At 43.5% G+C, this 24,848-nt stretch carries 16 protein-coding genes and 5 pseudogenes; 9 read left to right on the forward strand and 12 right to left on the reverse strand.

Features of this window, described 5'->3' with window-relative positions; genetic code table 11:
- The first annotated feature begins 14 nt into the window (after positions 1-14).
- From serC to CCS41_RS09195, 5 genes and pseudogenes are all read left to right on the forward strand, one after another.
- Positions 15-1,105: pseudogene (serC, locus tag CCS41_RS09175) on the forward strand (3-phosphoserine/phosphohydroxythreonine transaminase).
- Positions 1,098-2,395: pseudogene (gene aroA / locus CCS41_RS09180) on the forward strand (3-phosphoshikimate 1-carboxyvinyltransferase). The pseudogenes serC and aroA overlap by 8 nt, the downstream one beginning before the upstream one ends.
- A gap of 280 nt (positions 2,396-2,675) precedes the next feature.
- Positions 2,676-3,350: a (d)CMP kinase gene (cmk, locus tag CCS41_RS09185; RefSeq protein ID WP_072550164.1), complete on the forward strand. Its 675-nt coding sequence runs from the start codon at positions 2,676-2,678 to the stop codon at positions 3,348-3,350.
- A gap of 167 nt (positions 3,351-3,517) precedes the next feature.
- Positions 3,518-5,200 carry a 30S ribosomal protein S1 gene (rpsA, locus tag CCS41_RS09190; protein WP_072550163.1) on the forward strand — a complete coding sequence of 561 codons (1,683 nt, stop codon included), beginning with the start codon at positions 3,518-3,520 and terminating at the stop codon, positions 5,198-5,200.
- 70 nt (positions 5,201-5,270) lie between these two features.
- Positions 5,271-5,576 (forward strand): HU family DNA-binding protein, encoded by a 306-nt coding sequence (locus tag CCS41_RS09195; protein WP_072550162.1) that lies wholly within the window; start codon positions 5,271-5,273, stop codon positions 5,574-5,576.
- Between the two features lie 130 nt (positions 5,577-5,706).
- On the opposite strand, the gene CCS41_RS09200 is transcribed toward CCS41_RS09195, so the two are convergent.
- From CCS41_RS09200 to CCS41_RS09230, 7 genes and pseudogenes are all read right to left on the reverse strand, one after another.
- Positions 5,707-6,801 (reverse strand): DUF917 domain-containing protein, encoded by a 1,095-nt coding sequence (locus CCS41_RS09200; protein ID WP_072550161.1) that lies wholly within the window; start codon positions 6,799-6,801, stop codon positions 5,707-5,709.
- A gap of 181 nt (positions 6,802-6,982) precedes the next feature.
- Positions 6,983-7,726, reverse strand: a complete 744-nt coding sequence (locus CCS41_RS09205) for a helix-turn-helix transcriptional regulator (RefSeq protein WP_083429591.1) — start codon at positions 7,724-7,726, stop codon at positions 6,983-6,985.
- Positions 7,727-8,027: 301 nt separating this feature from the next.
- Positions 8,028-8,771 (reverse strand): Sec-independent protein translocase subunit TatC, encoded by a 744-nt coding sequence (tatC, locus tag CCS41_RS09210; RefSeq protein ID WP_072550159.1) that lies wholly within the window; start codon positions 8,769-8,771, stop codon positions 8,028-8,030.
- Between the two features lie 74 nt (positions 8,772-8,845).
- Positions 8,846-9,217, reverse strand: a pseudogene (gene tatB, locus CCS41_RS09215) (Sec-independent protein translocase protein TatB); the annotation flags it as partial.
- 3 nt (positions 9,218-9,220) lie between these two features.
- Positions 9,221-9,499 carry a twin-arginine translocase TatA/TatE family subunit gene (gene tatA, locus CCS41_RS09220; protein WP_072550157.1) on the reverse strand — a complete coding sequence of 93 codons (279 nt, stop codon included), beginning with the start codon at positions 9,497-9,499 and terminating at the stop codon, positions 9,221-9,223.
- A gap of 80 nt (positions 9,500-9,579) precedes the next feature.
- Positions 9,580-11,210, reverse strand: a pseudogene (gene ubiB, locus CCS41_RS09225) (ubiquinone biosynthesis regulatory protein kinase UbiB).
- Positions 11,207-11,815, reverse strand: coding sequence for a ubiquinone biosynthesis accessory factor UbiJ (locus tag CCS41_RS09230; protein ID WP_072550156.1), 609 nt, complete (start codon positions 11,813-11,815; stop codon positions 11,207-11,209). Before CCS41_RS09230 ends, ubiB begins: the two are co-directional and overlap by 4 nt.
- Positions 11,816-11,830: 15 nt before the next feature.
- Here CCS41_RS09230 and CCS41_RS17225 point away from each other — a divergent pair, with 15 nt between their 5' ends.
- Positions 11,831-11,959: a hypothetical protein gene (locus CCS41_RS17225; RefSeq protein WP_275887655.1), complete on the forward strand. Its 129-nt coding sequence runs from the start codon at positions 11,831-11,833 to the stop codon at positions 11,957-11,959.
- Between the two features lie 43 nt (positions 11,960-12,002).
- On the opposite strand, the gene ubiE is transcribed toward CCS41_RS17225, so the two are convergent.
- The 5 genes from ubiE to CCS41_RS09255 all read right to left on the reverse strand — a co-directional run bounded on the left by ubiE (position 12,003) and on the right by CCS41_RS09255 (position 21,211).
- The gene (gene ubiE / locus CCS41_RS09235) at positions 12,003-12,758 is read right to left on the reverse strand and encodes a bifunctional demethylmenaquinone methyltransferase/2-methoxy-6-polyprenyl-1,4-benzoquinol methylase UbiE (RefSeq protein WP_072550155.1); all 756 of its coding nucleotides are present in this window, start codon (positions 12,756-12,758) and stop codon (positions 12,003-12,005) included.
- A 190-nt stretch (positions 12,759-12,948) separates the two neighbouring features.
- Entirely contained in the window at positions 12,949-13,947 is a 999-nt protein-coding gene (gene lpxK / locus CCS41_RS09240; protein WP_072550154.1) for a tetraacyldisaccharide 4'-kinase, read from the reverse strand.
- On the reverse strand, positions 13,944-15,692 hold the full coding sequence (gene msbA / locus CCS41_RS09245) for a lipid A ABC transporter ATP-binding protein/permease MsbA (protein ID WP_072550153.1): 1,749 nt from the start codon (positions 15,690-15,692) through the stop codon (positions 13,944-13,946). The genes lpxK and msbA overlap by 4 nt, the downstream gene beginning before the upstream one ends.
- A 76-nt stretch (positions 15,693-15,768) precedes the next feature.
- Positions 15,769-18,042, reverse strand: coding sequence for a ComEC family protein (locus CCS41_RS09250; RefSeq protein ID WP_072550152.1), 2,274 nt, complete (start codon positions 18,040-18,042; stop codon positions 15,769-15,771).
- Positions 18,043-18,649: 607 nt separating this feature from the next.
- The gene (locus CCS41_RS09255) at positions 18,650-21,211 is read right to left on the reverse strand and encodes a class I adenylate cyclase (protein WP_072550151.1); all 2,562 of its coding nucleotides are present in this window, start codon (positions 21,209-21,211) and stop codon (positions 18,650-18,652) included.
- A 558-nt stretch (positions 21,212-21,769) separates the two neighbouring features.
- On the opposite strand from CCS41_RS09255, the gene hemC reads away from it, so the two are divergent.
- From hemC to hemX, 3 genes and pseudogenes are all read left to right on the forward strand, one after another.
- Positions 21,770-22,711 carry a hydroxymethylbilane synthase gene (gene hemC / locus CCS41_RS09260; RefSeq protein ID WP_072550150.1) on the forward strand — a complete coding sequence of 314 codons (942 nt, stop codon included), beginning with the start codon at positions 21,770-21,772 and terminating at the stop codon, positions 22,709-22,711.
- Positions 22,712-22,756: 45 nt separating this feature from the next.
- On the forward strand, positions 22,757-23,506 hold the full coding sequence (gene hemD, locus CCS41_RS09265; RefSeq protein ID WP_072550185.1) for a uroporphyrinogen-III synthase: 750 nt from the start codon (positions 22,757-22,759) through the stop codon (positions 23,504-23,506).
- A 201-nt stretch (positions 23,507-23,707) separates the two neighbouring features.
- A pseudogene (hemX, locus tag CCS41_RS09270) lies at positions 23,708-24,846 on the forward strand (uroporphyrinogen-III C-methyltransferase).
- Positions 24,847-24,848 lie beyond the last annotated feature (2 nt).

Below are 24,848 nucleotides of genomic sequence, written 5' to 3' on the forward strand. Positions count from 1 at the left end.
CAACAGGTGATAAAATGGCCACAATTTATAATTTCAGCGCGGGACCCGCGATGCTACCTGCCGAGGTGTTGCACCGTGCGGCAAAAGAATTATCTAACTGGCAGGATCTAGGCACTTCTGTGATGGAAATCAGCCATCGTAGTAAAGAATTTCTTGCTTTAGCTCAGGAGTCTGAAAAAGATCTGTGCGAGCTATTAAATATTCCCAGTAATTATCAGGTGCTGTTTTGTCAAGGTGGAGCCAGGGGACAATTTGCGGCAGTTCCACTTAATCTGTTGGGTACCAACACAACTGCCGATTATGTTAATGGCGGTTTTTGGGCGAACAGCGCGATCAAAGAAGCAGTTCGTTATTGCAAACCCAAGGTAGTTAACATTACTACCACATGTACCGATGGACGAAATGGTGTTAAACCTATGAGTCAATGGTCATTACATGATGATGCCGCTTATGTGCACTATTGCCCGAATGAAACCATCGACGGTATCACCATCGATGAACAACCGAATTTTCCGGGTAAAATTGTGGTTGCCGATTTTTCTTCATCGTTGCTTTCTCGCCCGATAGACGTGAGTCGCTATGGCGTGATCTATGCCGGGGCGCAAAAAAATATTGGACCCGCAGGATTAACGCTCGTGATTGTACGTAAGGATTTACTGGGCACAGCACACCCGCTAACCCCTTCTATTCTTAATTATAAAACGTTGACCGATTACAACTCTATGTTTAATACCCCCCTACTTTTGCCTGGTACCTCGCCAGTTTGGTATTTAAATGGCTAAAAGAACAAGGCGGCCTTGCCGAGATGGAAAAACGCAATAAGGTTAAGGCTAACTTGTTGTATTCATTCATTGATAACAGCAAGCTTTATCGTAACAAGGTTGCCGGGAATAACCGTTCAGTGATGAATGTGCCTTTCCAATTGACTGATCCTATGTTGGATGAAATTTTCCTAAAAAAAGCCAAAAAGCGAGGCTTACAGGCATTAAAAGGCCATTCTGCAGTTGGCGGGATGAGAGCTTCTATTTATAACGCTATGCCACTTGATGGTGTAAAAGCATTGGTCAATTTTATGTCTGAGTTTGAGCAATGTCCTCATGAATGAGTCCTTAACGCTACGACCTATCCCTTTGGTTAACGGTACTCTTAATTTACCCGGTTCGAAAAGCATCTCTAACCGGGTGTTGCTATTGGCGGCATTGGCGACGGGGACGACCCGGATCCACAATTTGTTAAACAGCGATGATATTCACCACATGCTTAAAGCATTAAAAACGCTGGGTGTCACTTATCAGCTTGCTATTAACAAGACTCACTGCGAAATTAATGGATTAGGCAGAGCGCTGTTTGCCAACCATGCACCTTTTGCCAACGACACTCCGCAACTCTTTTTGGGTAATGCAGGTACTGCGATGCGCCCTCTCACCGCTGTTCTGTGCCTAGGTAATAATGAGATTATTTTGACCGGTGAAACACGCATGAAACAGAGACCCATTGGACATTTGGTTGACGCATTGCGTCAGGGGGGGCACAAATCGGCTATCTAGAACAGAACAATTATCCACCACTGCGCTTAACGGGCGGTTTTTGTGGCGGTAATTTGACGCTTGATGGCAGTATTTCCAGCCAGTTCCTCAGTGCATTATTGATAGCAGCTCCCATGGCAGCTCAAGATACCCATATTCAGATTCAGGGTGATATGGTATCTAAGCCCTATATCGATATCACGCTGCATTTAATGAAAATTTTCGGCGTTGACGTTTACCAACAAAATTATCAACAATTTTATATCAAGGGTAGGCAGCACTATCATTCGCCCGGGGAATATCATGTGGAAGGGGATGCTTCTTCAGCTTCATATTTTTTAGCAGCCGCAGCGATTAAGGGTGGCATGGTCCGGGTGACGGGTGTTGGCAAAAAAAGCATACAGGGTGACATCAAATTTGCCGAGGTGCTGGAAAAAATGGGGGCAACGATAAAGTGGGGCGAAAATTATATTGAATGCTGCCGCGGCCAATTACACGGTATCGATATGGATATGAACCCAATACCTGATGCCGCTATGACTATCGCGACTACCGCATTGTTTGCTACGGGATCCACTACCCTACGTAATATTTATAACTGGCGAATGAAAGAAACGGATCGTTTATCCGCGATGGCGACAGAACTACGGAAAATAGGTGCCAAAGTAGAAGAAAACACAGACTACATCCGTATTACTCCGCCAGAAAAGTTCATTTCTACTGAAATAAACACCTATAACGACCATCGTATAGCAATGTGCTTTTCACTGGTGGCACTATCGGATATCCCGATAACTCTGCTAAATCCTCATTGTGTTAACAAAACTTTCCCTGATTATTTTCAGTATTTCAGCCGTTTGCATCAATAGATCTCTTGCAAAACCGTTGTTCGTTATGTGAAGTCAGAGCTTACAGTAGCCGCTGTGTACATGCGAATACATGAAGCTTTAGTACCGTGTAATACCGAATTCACACCACTTAGCAGGTTATGCAAAAGGTCTAATTAAGAAACGTAATAGATTTTTAATAGGTTCCTACATTTTTTTTAAACAGCTATAGAGTTAACGTTTAGTAACGATAAAGCGTATAATGCCGCGCCGGTGTTAGCCCTATCGGGCTAACATGAGGTTCAGTGATAGGAGAGAAAAAATGACGGTGATAGTCCCGGTGATAACCGTTGATGGACCTAGTGGAGTGGGTAAGGGCACATTATGCAACGCATTAGCTGAATTGCTAAAGTGGCATTTACTGGATTCTGGTGCTATTTATCGTGTTTTAGCACTGGCAGCTTCACATCATCAACTTGATATCAATACCGAAGAAGCGTTGGTTCCCATTGCCGCAAATCTCGATGTTTGCTTTGTCTCAAACAACAAGCAATTGCAAGTTATTCTAGAAGGTGAGGATGTCAGCAATGAAATCCGCACTGAAGCCATAGGTAACAGAGCGTCTCAAATAGCAACATTTCCACGGATCCGTGAGGCACTATTGCGTCGCCAACGGGAATTCCGCAAAAAACCCGGCTTGATTGCTGATGGTCGTGATATGGGTACGGTAGTGTTTCCGGATGCTCCTGTTAAAATATTTCTCTCTGCTAGCGTAGAAGAATGTGCACGGCGGCGTACTCTACAGTTGCAGGAAAAGGGGTTTAATGTTAACTTTGAGCGTCTTTTAGTCGATATACAAGAGCGTGATAATCGTGATCGCAATCGGTCTGTTGCGCCCTTGGTCCCCGCAGCGGACGCCTTGGTACTGGATGCAACCAAGATGTCTATTGAGCAGGTGTTCACAGAGTCATTGGCCTATATTCGAAAAAAAATTTAGCCATCCCTGTGGGGGTATTAAGACGGGAGGCGTTGATAAGCCTGTACTAGCAGGCAAAAAGCGTTAATTAACCTTGCTACCAAGGATCGGTGGTGAGACATATGAAACAACCCCATTCGGCGGGAGGCTAGATGGAAGTTATACGATAACCCTTGAAGATCATTAAAATGACAGAATCTTTTGCTCAACTCTTTGCAGAATCCCTAAAAGAAATTCAAACACGTCCTGGTTCTATCGTCCGTGGTGTTGTTGTCTCTATCGGTAAAGGTGTCGTACTGGTTGATGCCGGTCTAAAATCTGAATCAGCGATTCCCATGGAACAGTTCAGGGATGGACGAGGTGAACTGGAAATCCAGGTTGGTGACGAAATTGACGTTGCACTAGATGCAATCGAAGACGGCTTTGGTGAAACATTGTTATCCCGTGAGAAAGCTAAACGCCACGAAGCATGGGTGAGTCTGGGCAAAGCTTATCAAAATGCAGAAACCGTTAGCGGTATCATTAACGGCAAAGTGAAAGGTGGTTTTACTGTTGAGATCGACAGCATCCGCGCGTTTTTACCTGGTTCATTGGTTGATGTCCGTCCTGTTCGTGATACGTTGCATCTAGAAGGCAAAAATCTTGAATTCAAAGTTATCAAGCTGGATCAAAAACGCAACAACGTTGTGGTTTCGCGTCGTGCCGTTATCGAATCGGAAAACAGCGCCGAACGTGATCAATTGCTGGAAAACCTGCAAGAAGGCGCGGTAGTTCAGGGTATCGTTAAAAACCTGACTGATTACGGTGCATTTGTTGATTTGGGTGGCGTCGATGGCTTGTTACACATTACTGACATGGCTTGGAAACGCGTTAAGCACCCCGGTGAGATTGTCAACGTAGGCGACGAAATAAAAGTCAAAATTTTGAAATATGACCGTGAACGTACTCGTGTATCACTAGGCCTGAAACAATTGGGTGAAGATCCTTGGGTTGCCATTGCTAAGCGTTACCCTGAAAAGACTAGGTTGACGGGTCGAGTCACTAATCTGACTGATTACGGTTGCTTCGTAGAGATCGAAGAAGGCGTTGAAGGTTTGGTACACGTTTCCGAAATGGACTGGACAAATAAAAACATTCATCCATCTAAAGTGGTTGACGTTGGTGATGAAGTTGAAGTGATGGTACTTGATATTGATGAAGACCGTCGCCGCATTTCCCTCGGTCTGAAACAGTGCAAAATGAATCCGTGGGAACAGTTTGCAGAAACTCACAGTAAAAATGACCGTGTTGAAGGAAAAATCAAATCCATCACTGACTTTGGTGTTTTTATCGGTTTAGATGGCGGTATCGACGGCCTGGTTCATTTGTCTGATCTCTCTTGGGAAGAACCCGGTGAAGAAGCAGTGCGTAAATACAAAAAAGGTGATGAAATCGCCGCCATAGTTTTACAAGTTGATGCAGAACGCGAGCGTATCTCCTTAGGTATAAAGCAACTGGCAGAAGACCCATTCAATAGTTACCTATCAGTGCATAAGAAAGGGGCTATAGTGCCGGGTAAAATTACAGCAGTTGATGCTAAAGGTGCTACAGTTAAACTGGCGGATGGTGTAGAAGGGTGTCTACGTGCTTCCGACACCGCTCGTGATCGCACTGAAGATATCATGTCGACTCTAAAGATGGGTGATGCCATCGAAGTCAAATACGCCAACGTTGACCGTAAGAACCGTGTCATCATGTTGTCTCTTCGTGCTAAGGACGAAACCAACGAGAAAGAAACCGTAGTAGCAGCTGTTAGCAATAACAGTAAGCAAGAAGAAGGCAATTTTTCTAATGCTATGGCCGAAGCGTTCAAAGTGGCAAAAGGCGAATAGTGATAACAGGAATAACCGCTACGGTTTTTCCATCCCTGTTAGGCGGTTTAGCTAAGAACTTGGAGGTAATATGATAGAAACACCCAAGAAGAAGCCAGAGGTACCCAAGTCTGTCTTGATTAAGAGAATAGCTGACAAGGAAACTAGACTACCAAATAAAGTCGTTGCAGAAGTTGTAACCGAAATGTTGAATCATGTTGTGGGGACCTTAGCCAGAGGTGAGCATATGGAAGTGCGAGGATTTGGTAGTTTAAAGCTCCGCCATCGTGCTCGACGTTGTGCCCGTAATCCTAAAACCGGCGAACCGGTTGAGATGGACTGTAAATGCGTTCCACACTTTAAACCGGGTAAAGGGTTACGTGAGGCTGTGAAATAAACTGCGCCAGATAACGGGTTCATGAAACCTTTAAGATTTTTGCTTTAGAAATATAAAACGGCACCTGGTGGTGCCGTTTTTTGTATGTGGAAAGCATTCAGATGCTTATCAACACGATCGTATGCGATGCCTAGGCGCGAGTGCTCGAGGTGACCCGTTCTTCAAGCGGTATATAGTCTATGCCGTAGTTAAAGTAACCAGGTCCCGCGACCTCAATGCCACGCGCTGTTCTCCATTTTTCATTAGCAGGTATCCCCAACACCACAACACGTATACCGTAGCGTAATCGTTCAGTGAGGATCGGTGTTCCTGTCTCTTCATCCAGTAAAGTAATCAGGTCAGGGGTAGTGCATAAGGTACGTTCTGCGCTTCGCGCCAGCAGATATTCATTTTGAAAAAATATTTCAAACGTTTTTCCATTATCCTTATCGGTGCCTGCGAAATAGACGACACCACGGGTAAACCCTCCTACAGTACGTTGATCTACCTTGGTAATTTTTCCGTGAAATAATACAAAACCCCGCAATAACGCTGCCAATGTTTGCACAATATTCGCTTTAGTATTTCGTGCTCGTTCTATCGTTTCACCAATCTGTTGCGCAAAGCTAAGTGTACCCAAAATACCAGATTTTTTGGCGTCATTAGGGCTAATGGGATAGGCGGCAAGGAAGGCAGTGCCGCCCATTTCAGCACATAGGGAGCGCGCAAGCTTTTCTGTAATATGATTGTCCTGCGTTTGAATTAAACTTATGTTAAGTTTTGCATCTACGATAGCCAAAGGGGAAGCGCTAACCGTACCAAGAGAGAGTGTAGTCATGTGATACTCGGGGAAAGCTCTTCCCATCGCATCAACATCAACGAGTGGCACACCAAGACGAGCAGCTGTTACCAGAGGCCACAGTGAGTTAATACCCCCTATTTCAATAGGATAAATTGCCGAAATTTTTCTATTTAAGTATTTTTCAATCAACCGGCAAGCGGTAACCGATTCTTCACCATTAGCTAACTTTTCGAATGAGACCATAGTCGCGCCAATGGTTCCTGTAGAAACGATAAGCGCATCTGGCTCTAGTTCATCAACCGAGAGGAGTGTAATGGACCCATATTGTTTTAGTGCATTCAATGCCATGAGTTTGCCAATGTGAGGATCTCCGCCTCCACCACTGGCAAGAACTGATGCACCGACTGCGATATGCTCAATGTTTTCTTTATTTAAATAATTCATTTTTACTTGTTTCTTTATGATACGAGATGCTGTAAGCATATACACACTATCGGTGATGAGCAACAGGCTTAACGGTCGAATATTGACGCGAATAGTGATGCTCCGATGATGTTCATAACTCAAATGCTAATAGTATTCTAATTAATGAATTGTGTGGGTTCCAGTCGTGTTTGAATGACAGTTACGTCGTATCATCACAATCAAGTAGCAGGCTACAAGGTCGCAGAAATCTAGGCGGGACGTATCTGTCAAAACCTTTTGTTTGGCAGAATTCTATGAGTTGACCCAAAAAATGAATACCGGTTTTTCGATAAATGGCTCGCAATTTATTCTCTACTGTCCTGTGAGAACGACTCAGTACTCTTCCTATTTCTTTCGCTTTCATGCGGCGCACGGCCAAGAATAGTACGTCAAGCTCGCTACGGGTAAATAAATTTTCCGGTGGACTAAAAACCAGCGAGTGTGGCAATTTCCTATTTATAAAAAACATATCGGAAAAGAAGTGGTATTTGTTAGCATGAACGATGATCTTGACATCTTCTCCGTCATCATAAGGGAATTTTTCACAAAGATAGGGTTGAATTATTTGCTGAGATCCGTAAGGATGAATATCAAGTGAAGATAAACTTCTTTTCAGTTCTTGAACTTTACGATCATGTTGCTGAAAGTAAAGCGCGAATTCAGCAGTAGAATGGGGTATTTCACCATCTGATCGACCTTCGATATTAAATTTATGGGTTAAATTTAACATGCTAAGGTAGGCATCGTTCGCATACATATATTGTGATGCTGAATTTTTAATTGCCCAAGGTTTATCATTTTTTTTAAACATTGATACGAGTGACATAAGTTGTGAGGGGACTTCAACAGTCGAACTTTGAGTTCTACTGACATTGATGTGATCTTTCAGATTAAAGTTTTTCATAAACACCCCGCCGTAGGTCAATGTGTTAAAACCATACAGATTATAAGTGATTAACAGTGCTCAATGTCAAGCATAGAACACGCTCTTTTGATTACTGAGCGTTGATGAGTTTTAATAACCGTTTGATCAATAAGCAAAGATAAAAAATAAATCTCTATTTAGGAAAAATAAAAAATCATTTTTTTGATTGAATACCGCAATTTGTATATATCTTTTTTTTTTACGAAATTTATTAAATGTACTTGATATGAGGACTACGAGTACCCGGTAACGCAGAATTTGCAGTACATAGTAGGTTTTGCTATTCTTCCATGGAGGTGTGGTGCTGTCTTAGCGGATAAAAACGGGCGCTGAAAACACCGACTTCGAATAGCAAATACATTGGGATAGCGAGTAATGTTTGTGAAAAAACATCAGGTGGAGTCAGTAGCATCCCAATGACAAAGGCACCGACTAATATGTATGGGCGTTTTTTCTTTAAATCGTCCGGCGTAGTCACACCACTCCAACACAGTAAAATAATGGCGATAGGCACTTCAAAAGAAACACCAAAGGCTACAAATAACGCCATAACAAAATCAAGATAGTTATTGATGTCTGTTGCTATTAAGACACCCGCTGGTGCAGTTTTTGCGAAAAAACTGAATGCCAGTGGAAAGACAATAAAATACGCGAATGCCATGCCCAGGTAGAATAAGACACTACTCGAAGCCAGTAATGGTAAGATTAGGCGGCGTTCATGTTTATACAAGGCCGGTGCGACAAATCCCCAAACCTGATAAAGAATGAATGGAGCAGAAATAAACAATGATACCATTATAGTTAGCTTGATGGGGGTGAGAAAAGGTGACGCAACGTCAGTCGCAATCATGTTGGCACCTTGTGGTAGTTGTTTGATTAACGGTGCAGAGACTAATTGATAAATATCATTGGCGAAATACACTAATACCAAAAAAACGATTAATACGGTGACGATACAATTCAATAACCGTTTGCGTAGTTCTATTAAATGATTGATAAGAGGTTGAGTGTTATCAACAGTCATACTTACTGATCCCTGCTAGAGTGATGAGGACGAGGTTTAATGCTCTTAATGTTATCAGTTGCCGTTGTTGATATGGGTGTGGTCGACACGACCTCATCATGAATCGCCTCTGGATCAATAAGCTGTGGATTATTGCCAGCATGGGATTTTTCTGTATGGCAGGTCTGCTGGAGTGTTTTTGTGGCATGCTTTAGTTCATCGATAGAAGCTTGCAGCTCTGGAGTGATACCCTGTAACCCCGCTTGTTTGGCTTTTTTCAGACTGTCTTGTAGTTCCTGGAGTTTTAGCTCTTGAGACAGTTCTTGTTGCACTGTGGTAGCCAAAGAACGCAATGTTTTGATCCAGCTTGTAACCGTTCTTACCGCCACAGGCAACCGTTGTGGCCCAAGCACAACGAGGCCGATTACCATGATTAGCAGCAATTCACCAAACCCGATGTCAAACATGGTTTATACCTGTTCTTTGTCATTTTTAGATTTTTCTGTTTTTACATCAGGCGGGCTATCGGCAATAGTTTTTGCCGTAAAATCAGCATCATTGGTCGTATTATCAGCATCAGTTGACGATTTATCCGTTGAAGGTGTAGAAGTATCATCACTCATCGATTTTTTAAAACCTTTAATTGAGGCGCCTAGATCGGATCCGAGGGAGCGCAGCTTGTTAGTACCAAACAATAGAGCCACGATTATAGCAATAATTATCAACTGCCAAACACTTATGCCGCCCATTTTATCTACCTCTATGCGTCGTCTAACCTTATGATTTGTCGCGTGCGGTGATCACAGTTTTATGCTGACTTTCATCGCCATCAACAAGCTCGCTTCCATCCCATCAGCCATACTAGAACACCGACAACAATTAACCCTATTGATAGTACAGAGATGCTAATCAATTGTAAAATTGTGCCACTGATGAACAGTATAGCGCCGACACTAAACAAATAACGAGATTGTTCTTGACGTTTCTGCTCTTTAATCTGCGAGGATAATTGATCCAGACGTTGTTGTAATATTTTATGTCGTTGTAAGCTGTCGTAGATCATGTCAGGTAGCTCGGGAAATTTTTCTACCCAAAAAGGTGCCCTCTCTTTTAATGTGCGGATCATTGCAGGCAACCCAATTTGATCACGCAACCAGTTTTCCAAAAATGGTTTTGCCGTCGTCCATAGATCCAGTTTAGGATAAAGTTGGCGTCCCAGTCCTTCTACATACAATAATGTTTTTTGTAACAATACCAGCTGAGGTTGTACTTCCATGTTAAAACGTCGGGCGGTACTAAATAAGTTCAGCAGTACGTTACCAAATGATATTTCAGCTAATGGTTTTTCAAAAATGGGTTCACAAACCATGCGAATAGAGAACTCAAAGTCTTCTATATTGGTATCACTCGGTACCCAACCCGAATCAACATGTAACTCGGCAACACGTCGGTAATCACGATTAAAGAAAGCGACAAAATTTTCTGCTAGATAGCGTTTGTCCGCTTTATTCAATACGCCGACAATGCCACAATCAATGCCAATATACATTGGATCCTGTGGTTGTTGATAACTGACAAAAATATTACCTGGGTGCATATCTGCGTGGAAGAAACTGTCACGGAATACCTGAGTGAAGAAAATTTGAACGCCTCGTTCAGCAAGTAGCTTCATATTGGTGCCTTGCTTCTCCAATGCAGTAATATCTGATACCGGTATACCGTAAATACGTTCCATGACCAATACATTTTCTCGACAGAGATCGGTATACACCTCGGGATATATAGCATTGGGCTATTGTTAAAATTACGACGTAACTGGATGGCATTGGCGGCTTCATGTAGCAAATTCAGCTCATCATAGAGTGTTTTTTCATACTCCTTCACGACTTCATGCGGGCGTAATCTGTGTCCATCAAGCAGTAATTTAGGCATCCATTTTGCCAAACGATACATTAGACGTATATCGGCTTTGATAATCGGGCGGATATTGGGACGTATGACTTTTAATACTACTTCTTGCCCATTTTTTTTCAAACGAGCAGTATGCACCTGAGCGATCGACGCTGAAGCTAAAGCTTGCTGATCAAAATCATCAAACCAGGTTTCTAAAGGTGTGCCCATTGCCAATTCAATGTGTTTACGAGCGAGTGCACCATCGAAGGGATCTACTCGATCCTGTAATAACGCCAGTTGATCGGCAGTGGCCTTCGATAAAAGATCACGACGAGTTGACATCATTTGGCCAAATTTGATCCAGACTGGCCCTAGTTCTTGTAAAGCAAGACGTAACCGTTCACCGAGTGATTTATCTTTATGACGGTTTGTTAGCCAAAAAAGTAATCGGCAGCCGATACGCAGGGGTAAGGTCAGGCGAATAATCGGAATTAATTCATCCAGACCATAAATAATCATTATGCGAATAATCGAATAAAGACGTTGAAACTCTCCTGGAGTCATCATTTTGTTATCTCCATCCTGGCCAATCTTGTATTGAGGCTATCCAGAGTACGCAAGCTGGCATCCACTTCTTCGTTAAACCATGCTACTTCCAGCCGAGTCGGCGCTATTTTCCATTCTTCAGTTATGGTTTCGGCGCAATAACGCTGTTGTTGTCGCCAACGGGTGGTGAGGAAAGTGTGTCCCTTGTGCAGCAGTTGGCTTAAGGTTTCGGTAGCAATATCACCAAAATAAGGGGTTAACCATTCAGTAGGATCCCACTGTTCCAGATCTAGCAACGTCATTAGCTGCTGTGCAACCTGAATATCACCTTCTATGATCAGTTCACCACTGAGCATAAGCGTGGGTAGCTGCTGTCTGTCTCTGAGCTTGGCCAGGACGGTGATACGGGTCTTAATGGTACAATCAACGCTGTCCTCCCACTGGGTCAATATATCAACGTGATGATCACTAAATAACAGTAATAGCGGCGTCTGCAATTCATCCAGTTCGATACGTAGCACTTTAGCTGCCAAAAGAGCAGGTATCGTTTTTATACCGTGATCACGGAATAGCAGTTTATTGAGCAATGTTTCCAACGCAGCAACCACTAAGGGTGTCAAAAACATAAAAGCATCCACCTTATGAAGCCTGTTCCAAATCTTCTTGAGCGACGCTCAGACGAAGAAAAAATGCGCGAAAAAGCGCAGTTTACCCTTTGTATACAACAAGAGGGAGTCAATGAGCATTTTGAACGTGTTTTTGACGAATGACTTGACCAAAATACGGCGAACACAAGAGATTTCGAACAGGTCCTCAAAACTTGAAACCCCGATGCAATGCAACAATACCACCGGTTAAATTGGAATAGGTAACGTTTTCAAAGCCAGCATCACTGATCATATCCTTAAGTGTTTCCTGATCGGGATGCACACGGATAGATTCGGCTAAATAACGATAACTTTCAGCATCCTGAGCCACAATTTTGCCAATTTTAGGCAAGATATGGAATGAGTATGCATCATAAATCTTGCTGACTGGCTCAAAAAGAGGTTTTGAGAATTCTAAAATCAACAGACGACCTCCAGGTTTGAGTACGCGAAACATAGAACGTAATGCTTTCTCTTTTTCGGTTACATTGCGCAGGCCAAAAGAGAGAGTGATACAGTCAAAATAATTATCTGGAAAAGGCAAGGTTTCGGCATTAGCTTGAACATAGCTGACATTAGCAATGATGCCTTTGTTACGTAGTTTCTCACGACCGACCCGCAGCATGGATTCATTGATATCCGCTAGTACAACTTGGCCCTGAATGCCCACCAATCGCGAGAACCTGGCGGTCAAATCACCGGTACCTCCAGCCAAATCCAATACCTTTTGACCCGGCCGTACACCGCTACTATCTACGGTAAAACGCTTCCAGAGCCGATGGACTCCAAATGACATTAAATCATTCATCAGATCGTATTTGGCAGCAACAGAATGAAAAATTTCTGCCACCATACCTGTTTTTTTTTCTTTGGCGACGGTGCGAAAACCAAAATCAGTGGTTTCTTTTTCTTGATCTGTCATGTTTTACCTGCTTCGAATAGGTTCTTCGGGATAATAGACTTCTTGCAAAACCGTCGTTTGTTATGCGAAGTCAAGGCGCTTTACGCGCAGTAACTGCGTGGTACATGTAACTACATGAGGATTGTAAGCACCAGGTAACGCAGAATTCGTAGTACGTATTTGCAAACACATAGTAGGTTTTGCAAGAAGTCTAATGTTGAGATCTTGTTTCTCGGTTGCATAATGATCCAATGGTCGTCAATAGCTTTTCTGCCTGAGGTGAGGCTAATTGTGCATCAACTGGCAGATACCACCAATATGGCTTTGCAAATGCACGGCATTTTACCGCATCTTTTTCAGTCATCAGCAAGGATTGTTGCTGGTTGGCAAGTGGTAACAATTGTTCCAACGAATAATTTTGATGATCAGCAAAGTGATATTCTTTTTGCACAGTCACACCCAGTTGTTTCAGTGTCAAGAAAAACCGTGGCGGATGACCAATACCTGCCATGGCGATAACCTGTATCAATTTTTGAGCAGGTCTTTGCTCTCCCGTCACCAGATTGACTACCTGAGAGGCTTGCAATTGCATAGGGATTTCCTCTGGTCCCGCATAACCACCATTAATAATGATGGCATTCACTGAAGCGAGCCGCCCTGCACGTTCACGCATCGGACCAGCAGGTAACCACCAACCGTTACCAAAACGGTGCAGCGCATCAATCACAACCAGTTCAAAATCTCTCTGGAGTGCATAATGTTGTAGACCATCGTCCGTTATCAACAAATCTAACGGGTATGCCCTGAGCAAGGCCTGAACCGCTGCAGAACGGTTAGGCGACACAGCGACGGGTACGCCAGTACGTTGAAAAATCAGTACAGGTTCATCGCCGGCTTGTTCAGTGGTGGTCTGCATTGTGAGTATTAACGGATAACTTGCCGCTTTACCGCCGTAACCACGTGCAACCACTCCGATCCGTAGCCCACGTTTCCGTAGTTGTTCTACTAACCAGATAACTACTGGCGTTTTGCCGTTACCTCCTACGGTAAGGTTGCCTACCACCACGATGGGTACCGGTGAGCGCCAGCTGGTACGCCAACCTCGCAGGTAACTCACGCGAATCAACCAGGTTACTAATCCATATAACCAGGATAAGGGTAGCAGTAACAAATAGAGATGTGATCGACCAGACCAGATACGCTGCATCATTGGCTAAATTGCATACGGTTAAGTTGAGCATAAGCGCCTTGTTTCGCTAACAGTTCACTATGTTCACCTCGTTCGATAATATAGCCATCTTCTATTACTAAGATTTCATCCGCTTTTTCAATCGTAGATAAGCGATGTGCGATCACTAATGAAGTGCGATTTTTTTGTAATGTTTCGAGAGCGGCCTGAATGGCACGTTCAGATTCAGCATCTAATGCTGAGGTCGCTTCATCGAGGATCAAAATAGGACAGTCACGTAGCAGAGCACGTGCAATCGCGATACGTTGACGCTGTCCTCCAGATAACATTACACCATTTTCGCCAATCAAAGTATCGAATCCGTTCTCCATTTTATCAATAAAATCAGTAGCATAAGCCATTCGTGCTGCTTCCTCTATCTCCTCACGACTGTATTGCTGATTTCTAGCATAGGCAATATTATTAGCGACCGTATCATTAAATAAATGTACATTCTGTGAGACTAATGCAATCTGATTACGCAGTGATCGCAGTTTATAATCACGTAAATCATGCTGATCGATCGAAATGTTACCTTGATCGACATCGTAGAAACGAGTAAGAAGATTAGCAATAGTCGATTTGCCTGAGCCGGAGCGTCCAACCAGTGCCACTATTTTCCCTGCCTGAATATGTATATTAATATCGTTTAATACTGGGGCTTCTTTTCCTGGGTAAGAAAAGCTGACATTACGAAACTCAATATCTCCATTCACCCGAGTCACTTCTAATTTACCTTGATCTTTTTCTTGCCGAGTATCGAGAATGGAGAACAGGGTTTGGCAAGCTGCCATGCCACGCTGAAATTGAGAATTGATATTGGTCAATGATTTTAGCGGACGCATCAACGCTATCATGGAAGCAAATACTACGGTAATAGTGCCAGCGGTCAGGGTTTCCATCACGCTGGGGAAACTCGCTGCGTACAATACAAAAGCGAGCGCAAAAGAAGCAATTAACTGAATAATAGGATCAGAGATCGACGAGGCAGAAACCAAGCGCATTCCTTGTTGCCGCATTTGGTTACTAACCGTATCAAAACGCTCGGTTTCCGTTTTTTGTCCACCGAAAACCAAGACTTCTTTGTGTCCTTTTAGCATTTGCTCTGCGCTGGTGGTCACTTGCCCCATGGTGTTTTGCATATTTTTACTGATATCACGGAAGCGTTTAGATACCATGCGGATTGCCAGTGAAACAATAGGGGCAATAACGATCAGAATTAATGACAATTGCCAGCTGTAATAAAACATCATAATAAACAGCCCGATGATAGAGGCACCTTCCCTAACGACTGTAATCAATGCACTGGAAGAAGAGGACGCGACCTGTTCCGAATCGTAGGTGATACGAGAAAGTAGCATTCCCGTAGACTGCTGATCGAAAAATGAAACCGGCATACCCATCATATGGCTAAATAGACGACGGCGCATATGCATCACCACTTTACCAGAAACCCATGCAATACAATAAGTTGAAATAAATCCCGTTATACCTCGTACTAGCATCAGACCAATAATAGCCAACGGCATCCACATCAAAATTGAACTATCTGCTTTGCCAAAACCGTCATCTAGCAGTGGTTTAAGCAATGACAACATAAAAGTATCACTGGCCGCGTTAAGGATTAATGCTATCGCCGCGGTGATGAGACCGGTTTTAAAAGGAGCGATCATCGGCCAGAGGCGCCGGAAAGTCTGCCATGTGGAGAGATCTTTATCATTTATCATTAAAGCTTAGCCCAAAAAAATTTGACGAAGTATCAGCAAGCACAAGAGATTTCGAACAGGTTCTAAGAGGCCCATTCTACTCATAATGTTCTCTAACACCAAACCACTGGTGGTACCAACGGGGCATTAATTGCTCGCGATAACCACTTATACGCCACTTATCATCGAAGAAAAACAGACTGAGTTGCCCAGAAACGGAGGTATCACGCCAGATAATGTTATTTTTCCTGTAGCGAAGGACAATTTTTCTTGCTGGCAATCGCCATGGGCTGTAACGTGCTACAGATGCAAAGGCTAATTCGGGTTTCACTGCGCGTAAAAATGGTGGTGTAGATGAAGTTTGGCTACCATGATGAGGAACCTGTAAAATGGTTGAAGTCAGTTTATTACCGAGTTCTTGTACTAGCTGATATTCTCCACTTTTTTCCAAATCACCGGTCAATAAGATGCTGTGTTTACCATCGTTAATACGGACAACACAAGAGTCATCATTTTTACCTCTCTGCATCAGATCATGCGGCCAAAGTACTTCAAAATGCAAACCCTGCCATTGCCAGTTATCTCCTTGTCGGCAAGGGATAAATTGTTGCCGTTGTGATCCGTTTATAGCCGGAAAAAAGGGAGCACGTATCATCGCCTGCGGGAAGGCAGCCATGAGTTCAGACAAGCCACCACTATGATCCTTATGATCATGGCTGATGATAATTTGTTCTACATTAAGGGCGTGCCAACTAAGATAGGGCAATATTGCTCTTGATGCCATGCTACCGGTTTTCCAACGCATTCCTGTATCGAATATTATCGCTTTGCCGTGGCGTTCAATTATCACAGCCAAACCATGCCCAACATCTAACATATCAACTCGCCAGCGATACTCCTGAGGACGGTAGGAAAATAGCCACAGAACAAGGCATAGTGTTAGCACTGCAATTGTGTGACTACGCCACCATTGAAAACGCCAAATAATCACTGCCAACCATCCACTACAGCTGATTAATACCGCATTTTTGCCAACGGTGAGCCAGCTTTTTTGTAGTACATTCAAAGGAAAAAATACCACACTAATAGACAAATCCGCGAGATACCATAACCACGATGTTATCACCGGGATAAAACTCGTTACTAACGCCATTAAAACTATTGGCACGGTGATGAAAGATATGATCGGCACTGCCCACAAATTGGCGACCAAAGAGGAAATGTTCAGACCATGAAATAAGCCAACTTGTAACGGCATCAGCAATAACATCATGCCTAATTGCAAATGCAGCCAACGTCGTGCCAATCCGCGCCAACTTTTTTGTTGGTTCAATGTTAGTGGCATCCAGTACCACCAAAAAATGAGTGCGGCTACGGCTAAACAGGATAACCAAAAACTGTCTGATAATACTGCCAACGGATCGGTGATGAGTATCAGACTGAGTGTCCATATCCAAACCTGCCATGCACTGGATAGGATACCGAAACGGCGTAATGCTAGCCATAGTGTTAACGCTAGTGCTGCTCTTAATGTAGGAGGACTCGCGCCCGCCAGCCAAACATAAGATATCGCTAGCAACCATGAAAACAGCAGAGGAAAACCCAAGCCTATCCAATGAACTGGAAAAGAAAATTGCAATGCCCTGGCAAGTAATGCACCGAAGAGTGCTGCAATAGCAATGTGCAGTCCTGAAATAGCCATCAGATGAGCTGTGCCTGTTTGCCGCAATTGTTGCCAATTTTGTTGATTAAGCAAAGCTCGTTCACCAAATGCCAACGCTAATAAAATGGCTCGATGGTCATAGGTGCTAATTTGCTCCTGAATCATAGTGACAATTTTTTGACGTAAATTACAGCTATTATCAATCGGCTCAGCACTGATGATCTTCCCTGACAGTGGTTGTCGATTCGCTATTGCCCAACGTTGGCTATCAAATCCTCCCTGATTAAGTAAACTATGTGTGGGGCGCATGCGTAATTTAAATCGCCATTGCTGCCCCGCACAAAATGGTTTCAAGCCGTTCTGCCAAATTACAAATACGCCTACTGGTGGGAACAGGTATTTTCCCTCAAGTTGATTAATTGCTAATAAAACCTTCTGTTCATCATGATGAGATAGATTGATACTTTTAACCGTTGCAATGACCTGTTTATCGCCCTGAGATAAGGTATTAGTTTGCGTTAGCAAGGCGGTTCCATGCCAGCATCCCCAAAGGAAACTGATGATCGCCAAAGCAAAGTACCAGCATATCAGATTACGGCTAAGCCACAGGACTATGACCAATACTGCCAAAACCCAAAATAATCTTTGTTCTGGTAACTGCGGTAAAAGAATCAGCGGTAACATTCCGCAAACAACGGCGATTGCCATTCGATCTAATGATAGAACAATAAATAATACCTCCTCTGTTTGGTATTACATGGTGTTTATATACGATCAAGCCATACGGTTTGTAAGAACCTGTTCGAAATCTCTTGTGCTCGCCGTGTTTTGGTCAAATAATTCGTCAAAAATGCGCTCAAAATGCTCATTGACCCTATGTAAACTGTGCTTTTTCGCCCATTTTTTCCTCATCTGAGCGTCACTCAAAAAGATTTGGAACAGGCTCTCAGCACCTGTATAGCGGTACGGTGTAATTTTGATTACATAATGAATACTATTCAGTATAAATATACGACACGACTTATCTTTATGCTGTAATTAGAATAGAATCGTTCTGCTATATGAAGGAGTGGATTGAGTTTCTGATAGTGGTTGTTTTTTTGCTAGTAGCAAAATTGAATAGTTCGAGCCAGCTCGAAATTTATTTGAGTGAGTTACAAACTTATTAGACTTCTTGCAAAACTGTCGTTCGTTATGCAAAGCCGAGGCATGCAGTGTACAAGCGAATGTATGGAGGATTGCGAGCACCAGGTAACGCAGAATTTGCAGTACGTCGTTTGCAGTACATAGTAGGTTTTGCAAGAAGTCTATTATCTCAGTGCAATAGACAGGGCTCAGATGCTACTGCTGGTTCTGTATGAGCCACATTGACACACAAATGAGATAAGGCTTCACAATAGAAAGGAACGACCTGATAACCTCCGTCCAATTGTACAATCTGGTAGAATAGCGGCAAATTGAAATTAATAAAGTCAGAGCCATAGGTAAAACGATCATGGGAAGATGAATAGCAACGGCTCACATCACATACCAGCTCTTCTTTGCTTCCTTTACAACGATGATAAACCTCAACCTGGTTAAACTCATCAAGAATATAAATAGTAAAACCTGCTTGATCACCGGTGCTTTCAAAGAAAAATTGAATAATCCCTTCGCTGGCAAAACCATCAATCACGGGTGGCAAATGCACTTGATCCGCTGCCACTTTTGTCGCCAGGCCGTGTAATTTATTGCTAGAAATAGCCCGATAAAAATCAATAGCATTTTCTAATTTCTGCACTGAAACATTTAAACGCTCAAAAAATAGGCCCCAAATTTGACCCGCCACCCGTACCGCTTTAAAACGTCCTAGGTTCTGACGCGTACTAAATAAGCGTAATTCAATACATTCTGATATTAATTGCTGAATACGGGCACGAATCAAACCGCGTAAATGTTGGCTATAACAGAAAACGTTAACTGTTTCGGGGGGCGCGGCATCCTGATGCATTTTTCCTAGAATGCTTTTTAGTGCCTCTAATAGAGCCTGCTCACCACTGAAATGTAACGTGCGCACTTCATTCCATGAGTTACGGTACAGTAAATCGATACTACCGACCAAACATTGTTTCTGCTGAGAGAAATTGAATACATCAAGTTTGCGTAAATCAAAATGCTCAGCCTGATGGCCAAAAATCTCGCTGGGATCATTCTCCAAGTTAACAATAATCGCCAGATGGCGAATTTCGCACGGGCTGCACAGGGCTTTTGGTATAGGGGCAGGTAAACGTAACGGAAACTGTTGGGAAACATCCGCCACCAGCTCTTGCAATTTTACCTTATCGCATAAATTCGTACTTTTTATATGTAACTGTGTATTCGCGGTCAGTAACCCATTGAAGTACGCCCAGGCTACCAGCTTACTCAGATGGCCGTCATATTCCAGTGGTTGATGACCAACGATACTTGTTATCGAAGGGGCTTGATTATACAGATACCAACCGGCACGATTGACTCGACCAGGCAAAACCTGAATAAAAGTCAGGTGTGATTCAGATAAATCCGGCGAAATTTGCGGATTAACCAACGTGACTTTTTCCGGTAGTACTTCAAAAGCAGCGTACAGCTTACGGGTGAGAACCCCGATGTCCTGCGGGCTAGCGCTAACACTCAAGTTATTACGGCGTGCAAAACAAATAAGATAATGATAGCTTTGCATCATTGCAGCCAACAGCTCGTTATGTACTTCACGCACCTGTTCGATTTTCCAGTTGGCACGATCATCCAACATCACTAAACGTTGATCACTCCAGCCCCATTTACTCACTAGTTGATTGATAACACCCTGCCGCCAGCCGTTATTCATCCCATTATCAGCACATCTCTCGCAGATTTTTAAATAAAAACAACGGCGAACCAGATCCAGTCGGACTTTATCATCAATCTGAACAAGATAACGGGTCACACGATCGAGCATCATGTAATAGGCATCAAGACCGAAAGCAATAATTTCTTCATTGCACAGGCCGTCATGCAGGCACTGCTTACTTTCCATCGCCAGAAGCTGAGCATTAGGATATTCCCATGAATAGGCTTCCAACAATAACGTTTTCAGCACTGCCTTATAGGGGGAATCGATGCTTTTATACAATTGCCACAAAGTGGCACCAAAATATTCTTCCGCAGACAATGTACTTAAACCGCCCAAATCCAGCCATTCATTGGCAATGATCTCACCTTGCGCATACAAGGATAAAACATAATCGTCATAATGCTTTTCTTCTTCGACTGGCACCAAATTCCATAAAATACGCTTACCTGCCAAACAAACGGCACTACGATAAAATTCATCCAGTAACAAAATGTGTTGTGTAGAGCCGCAATCTTCACTGCTCAAACTCCCACAGGCTTGATGATGAAAACGATTTTCATCGATCAAAAAAAAGCTAACCTCTACTCCTTGTGTCGCTGCCCATTTTTCCAGTAAATGGCATTTTTGCTGAAGTCGGTGGCGTGCTGTCCTGTCTAACCCTGTTTGATGACAGACCCAAATATCTAAATCAGAGGTGCTGTTTTGCCCGATAGAAGAGGTACTGCCCATGGAATACATGCCAGCAATCGGTAATTCACCATGAGCCCCCTGTTGCACCGGTTCAGCGTATCCGGTAACTATCTCCGCTAAATAACGTTGTTGTATTTCATTGAGGGTAAAAAGGCAGATACCGTGGAGAGCATCATCGAGATAACCAGGCATCAAAGGATGATGATAATGCAGCAAAACAGGTAACAAATGGTAAACTCTTTGGGAGGCAGGCATCATCGCCGCCAAGGCACGATCAACCCGTAATTGGTTTATCGTATCCAGCCGTCGTTTTAGTGTCTCGATATAGGGGTACAAGACGTTTCGCCTGATTTTCCAACGCTAAGAAAAAAACTCATGTTTGAGGGATCCGCATTGAGTTTAAAGAAACATTTAACTAATTTACGTTTAACTAACTTATGTCTAATTGAGATCTATTTACGTGAAACGTGATCAATCTAACATTTTTTCTTTTAATCGTAAAGAAAGCAATGCAAACAACTTCTAAGAACTTATTCCAAATCTTCTTGAGCGATGCCCAGACGAGGAAAAACGGGCGAAAGAACGCAGTCTACTCTTTGTATACAACAAAAGGGACTCAATGAGCATTTTGAACGCGTTTTTAACGAAGTACCAGCAAGCACAAGAGATGTTGAATAGATTCGAATAAAGTATTTTGGTGGCGACGCAATGTCAGCCAGTCAATGATAGAATGGACTCTTTGCAAAATCGTAGTTCGTCCTCTTTTTATACAACAAAAGGGAATCAATGAGCATTCTGAGCGCGTTTTTGACGAATTATTTGACTCAAACACGGCGAGCACAAGAGATTTCGAACAGGTTCTCATGGTGGCAGACGGTAAAAACGGTAATAAATATGTCGAAAACAGTGATCCGTATCGCCACACGGCAAAGCCCGCTTGCAATGTGGCAAGCTTGTTATGTACAGCAGGGCTTACAATCTGCTCATCCGCATTTGCAAATAGAACTGATATCCATGATCACGCGTGGGGATATTGTTTTGGATACACCCTTGGCAAAAATAGGGGGTAAAGGATTATTCGTTAAGGAACTCGAACTAGCACTATTGCAAAATAAAGCTGATATCGCCGTTCATTCCATGAAAGACGTGCCGATCAGCTTACCAGAGGGATTAGGACTCGTGACCTTCTGTGAACGGGATGATCCACGTGATGCGTTCGTTGCTAACCATTACGAGCGGCTTGAGCAATTACCTGCTGGCAGTGTCGTCGGCACGTCGAGCCTCCGTCGTCAATGTCAAATCCGTAAACATCACCCACATCTTATTGTCCGCGATTTACGTGGTAATCTTGGTACCCGTCTCCGTAAGTTAGATAAAGGGAACTATGACGCCATTATTTTAGCTGTAGCCGGTTTGCAACGCCTTGGATTGGCGCATCGTGTCAGCTATTCACTGACTCCAGAAGAGTCACTACCTGCAGTAGGTCAGGGCGTGATTGGTATTGAATGCCGCCTGGATGACGATGAGACACGCCAGTTATTGGCACCATTAAACCATCGTCCAACTGAACTGCGAGTCTGTGCTGAACGAGCACTCAATATTCGCCTGGAAGGAGGCTGCCAATTACCCGTTGGTAGTTATGCCGAATTGAAAGGCGAGAATTTATGGCTTAGAGCGCTGATCGGAGCGCCAGACGGCAGTCAAATTATTTATGGTGAACGCCGTGGACCAGCGAGTTGCGCAGAACAAATCGGCATTGACCTGGCTGATGAATTGCTGTCACGGGGCGCGCGCGAAATCCTCGCCGCAATTTATCCAAAACCACTGTCACTATGATCTCCTAATATGACCTTGCTAACCTGGGGCGTTCCCGTTAAAACTATGTCAATACCCACCATTTTGGTAACCCGGCCTTCTCCTGCGGGTGAACAGTTAGTTAACCGGCTACGTACTCTTGGCCTAATGGCCTATCATGCACCGTTGGTTAACTTGTCACCAGGCAACGATTTAACCCGGCTACCCGTGTTGCTACAGGCTATGCAGCCAGGAGATCTGGTTTTTGTACTGTCGCAAAACGCCATTCGTTATATCCACCCGCTATTAAACAGAAATAAACTGTCATGGCCGGCTAAGCTGACTTATTATGCTATTGGTCGCAGCACAGCCTTGGCGCTACAGGCTGTCAGCCATTTACCGGTAAATTACCCGCTCAATGTTTCCACTAGCGAAGGGCTACTTGCCTTACCTGAATTACAACGAGTTAATGGTAAACAGGCACTACTTCTACGTGGCAATGGTGGACGTGCATTACTGGGTGAAACTCTTATCATTCGAGGGGCGAAAGTGAGTTATTGTGAGTGCTATCAACGCAATCCGGTTTATTATGATGCCCATAAACAAAGTGCTTACTGGCAACACGCGAGGATTAACACGCTGGTAGTGACTAGCGGCGAAATGTTACAACAACTCTATACTTTAATTCCGGCATATTATCGTTCTTTTTGGCTGCTCCACTGCCGCATGATAGTCGTCAGCGAACGCTTAGCCGCTTATGCCAACCGGTTGGGTTGGCACGATGTTCGCGTGGCCGAGGGTGCTGACAATGATGCCTTGATCCGTGAGTTACAATAGATTTCTAAGAACCTGTTCCAAATCTTCTTGAGCGACGCTCAGACGAGGAAAAACGCGCGAAAAAACGCAGTTTACAGAGAGTCAATGAGCATTTTGAGTGCGTTTTTGACGAATTACTTGACTAAAACACGGTGAGCACAAGAGATTTCGAACAGGTTCTAAGAAGCCTAGTCTAATCAACCTGACTATGGAGCACCCATTATGACGGAACAAAATACCCAATCTATCCCTATAGAAGGCACCACAACTGTAAAGGAAAAGGTGCCAAAGAAAGAGCAACAGTCAATAACACGAGAAAAACGTTCGGGGTCTTTAAACCTACTCTTACTGGGCACTGTCATCATCGTACTCGTTAGCACGTTAAGCACGGGTCTTTATTTTTATCAACAACAACAATTCCAGCAACAGCACGTCACCAATCAATCATTACGCCAAGAGTTAACTCAATTAAAACAGAGCCAAGCAGAAGACAGAAAACAGTTGGAATTGTTACTACAGCAGCACAGTAAAGCGTTAGAGACATCGAATCGTCAACAAGACTCCTTGACACGTCAACTAAACGAGTTACAGGAAAAAATCGCCTCTATTTCGAGCAGTGACGCCAAGATCTGGTTACTTGCTCAGGCGGATTTCCTTGTGAAAATGGCTGGGCGTAAACTGTGGGGGATCAAGATATTACCAGCGCCGCTATCTTACTGAAAAGTGCTGATGCTAGCCTCGTAGATATGAATGACCCCAGTTTAATCGAAGTACGTCGCGCTATCACCGAAGATATCAACACAGTATCCATTATCAATCAGATTGATTTTGATGGCATTATTCTTAAGCTGAATCAACTGGCAAATCAGGTTGATAGCCTCCGTTTAGCCGATAATAGTACTGATAATCCACCGATGGATGAAGATAACAACGCACTCTCTGGTTCTTTATCTCAATGGCGGCAGAATTTAAATAAAAGCTGGCAGAATTTTATTACCGATTTTATTAGCATCCGGCGCCGTGATAGCAATGCCGAACCACTATTAGCGCCAAATCAGGATGTTTATTTGCGTGAGAATATCCGTGCCCGTCTGTTGATAGCAGCCCAGGCTGTTTCTCGTCATCAGGATGAAGTTTATAGACAGTCGCTCGAGACGAGTTCCACCTGGATACGGGCTTACTTTGATGCTAACGATATCAATAGCAAAACGTTTCTTGCCGAGCTTGATAATCTAAGCCAACAATCGATTTCAACGAATCTACCCGATCATTTAAGAAGCCCATCAATTTTAGAAAATTTGATGCAGACCCGTGTCCGTAATCTGCTGGCGCAAACGCCAATGCATTCTCAGGAGCACTAAAC

It is taken from the genome of Candidatus Fukatsuia symbiotica, assembly GCF_003122425.1.
Taxonomy (GTDB): Bacteria; Pseudomonadota; Gammaproteobacteria; order Enterobacterales; family Enterobacteriaceae; genus Fukatsuia; species Fukatsuia symbiotica.

Bases quoted from the DNA above. Each gene is read 5' to 3' on its own strand.
- CCS41_RS09230 (WP_072550156.1), bottom strand. From the start codon at position 11,815: ATGTTTTTGACACCCTTAGTGGTTGCTGCGTTGGAAACATTGCTCAAT.
- CCS41_RS17225 (WP_275887655.1), top strand. From the start codon at position 11,831: ATGAAGCCTGTTCCAAATCTTCTTGAGCGACGCTCAGACGAAGAAAAA.
- hemD (WP_072550185.1), top strand. From the start codon at position 22,757: ATGTCAATACCCACCATTTTGGTAACCCGGCCTTCTCCTGCGGGTGAA.
- lpxK (WP_072550154.1), bottom strand. From the start codon at position 13,947: ATGATGCAGCGTATCTGGTCTGGTCGATCACATCTCTATTTGTTACTG.
- CCS41_RS09250 (WP_072550152.1), bottom strand. From the start codon at position 18,042: ATGGCAATCGCCGTTGTTTGCGGAATGTTACCGCTGATTCTTTTACCG.
- msbA (WP_072550153.1), bottom strand. From the start codon at position 15,692: ATGATAAATGATAAAGATCTCTCCACATGGCAGACTTTCCGGCGCCTC.
- CCS41_RS09195 (WP_072550162.1), top strand. From the start codon at position 5,271: ATGATAGAAACACCCAAGAAGAAGCCAGAGGTACCCAAGTCTGTCTTG.
- tatA (WP_072550157.1), bottom strand. From the start codon at position 9,499: ATGGGCGGCATAAGTGTTTGGCAGTTGATAATTATTGCTATAATCGTG.
- tatC (WP_072550159.1), bottom strand. From the start codon at position 8,771: ATGACTGTTGATAACACTCAACCTCTTATCAATCATTTAATAGAACTA.
- CCS41_RS09205 (WP_083429591.1), bottom strand. From the start codon at position 7,726: ATGAAAAACTTTAATCTGAAAGATCACATCAATGTCAGTAGAACTCAA.
- rpsA (WP_072550163.1), top strand. From the start codon at position 3,518: ATGACAGAATCTTTTGCTCAACTCTTTGCAGAATCCCTAAAAGAAATT.
- hemC (WP_072550150.1), top strand. From the start codon at position 21,770: ATGTCGAAAACAGTGATCCGTATCGCCACACGGCAAAGCCCGCTTGCA.
- ubiE (WP_072550155.1), bottom strand. From the start codon at position 12,758: ATGACAGATCAAGAAAAAGAAACCACTGATTTTGGTTTTCGCACCGTC.
- CCS41_RS09200 (WP_072550161.1), bottom strand. From the start codon at position 6,801: ATGAATTATTTAAATAAAGAAAACATTGAGCATATCGCAGTCGGTGCA.
- cmk (WP_072550164.1), top strand. From the start codon at position 2,676: ATGACGGTGATAGTCCCGGTGATAACCGTTGATGGACCTAGTGGAGTG.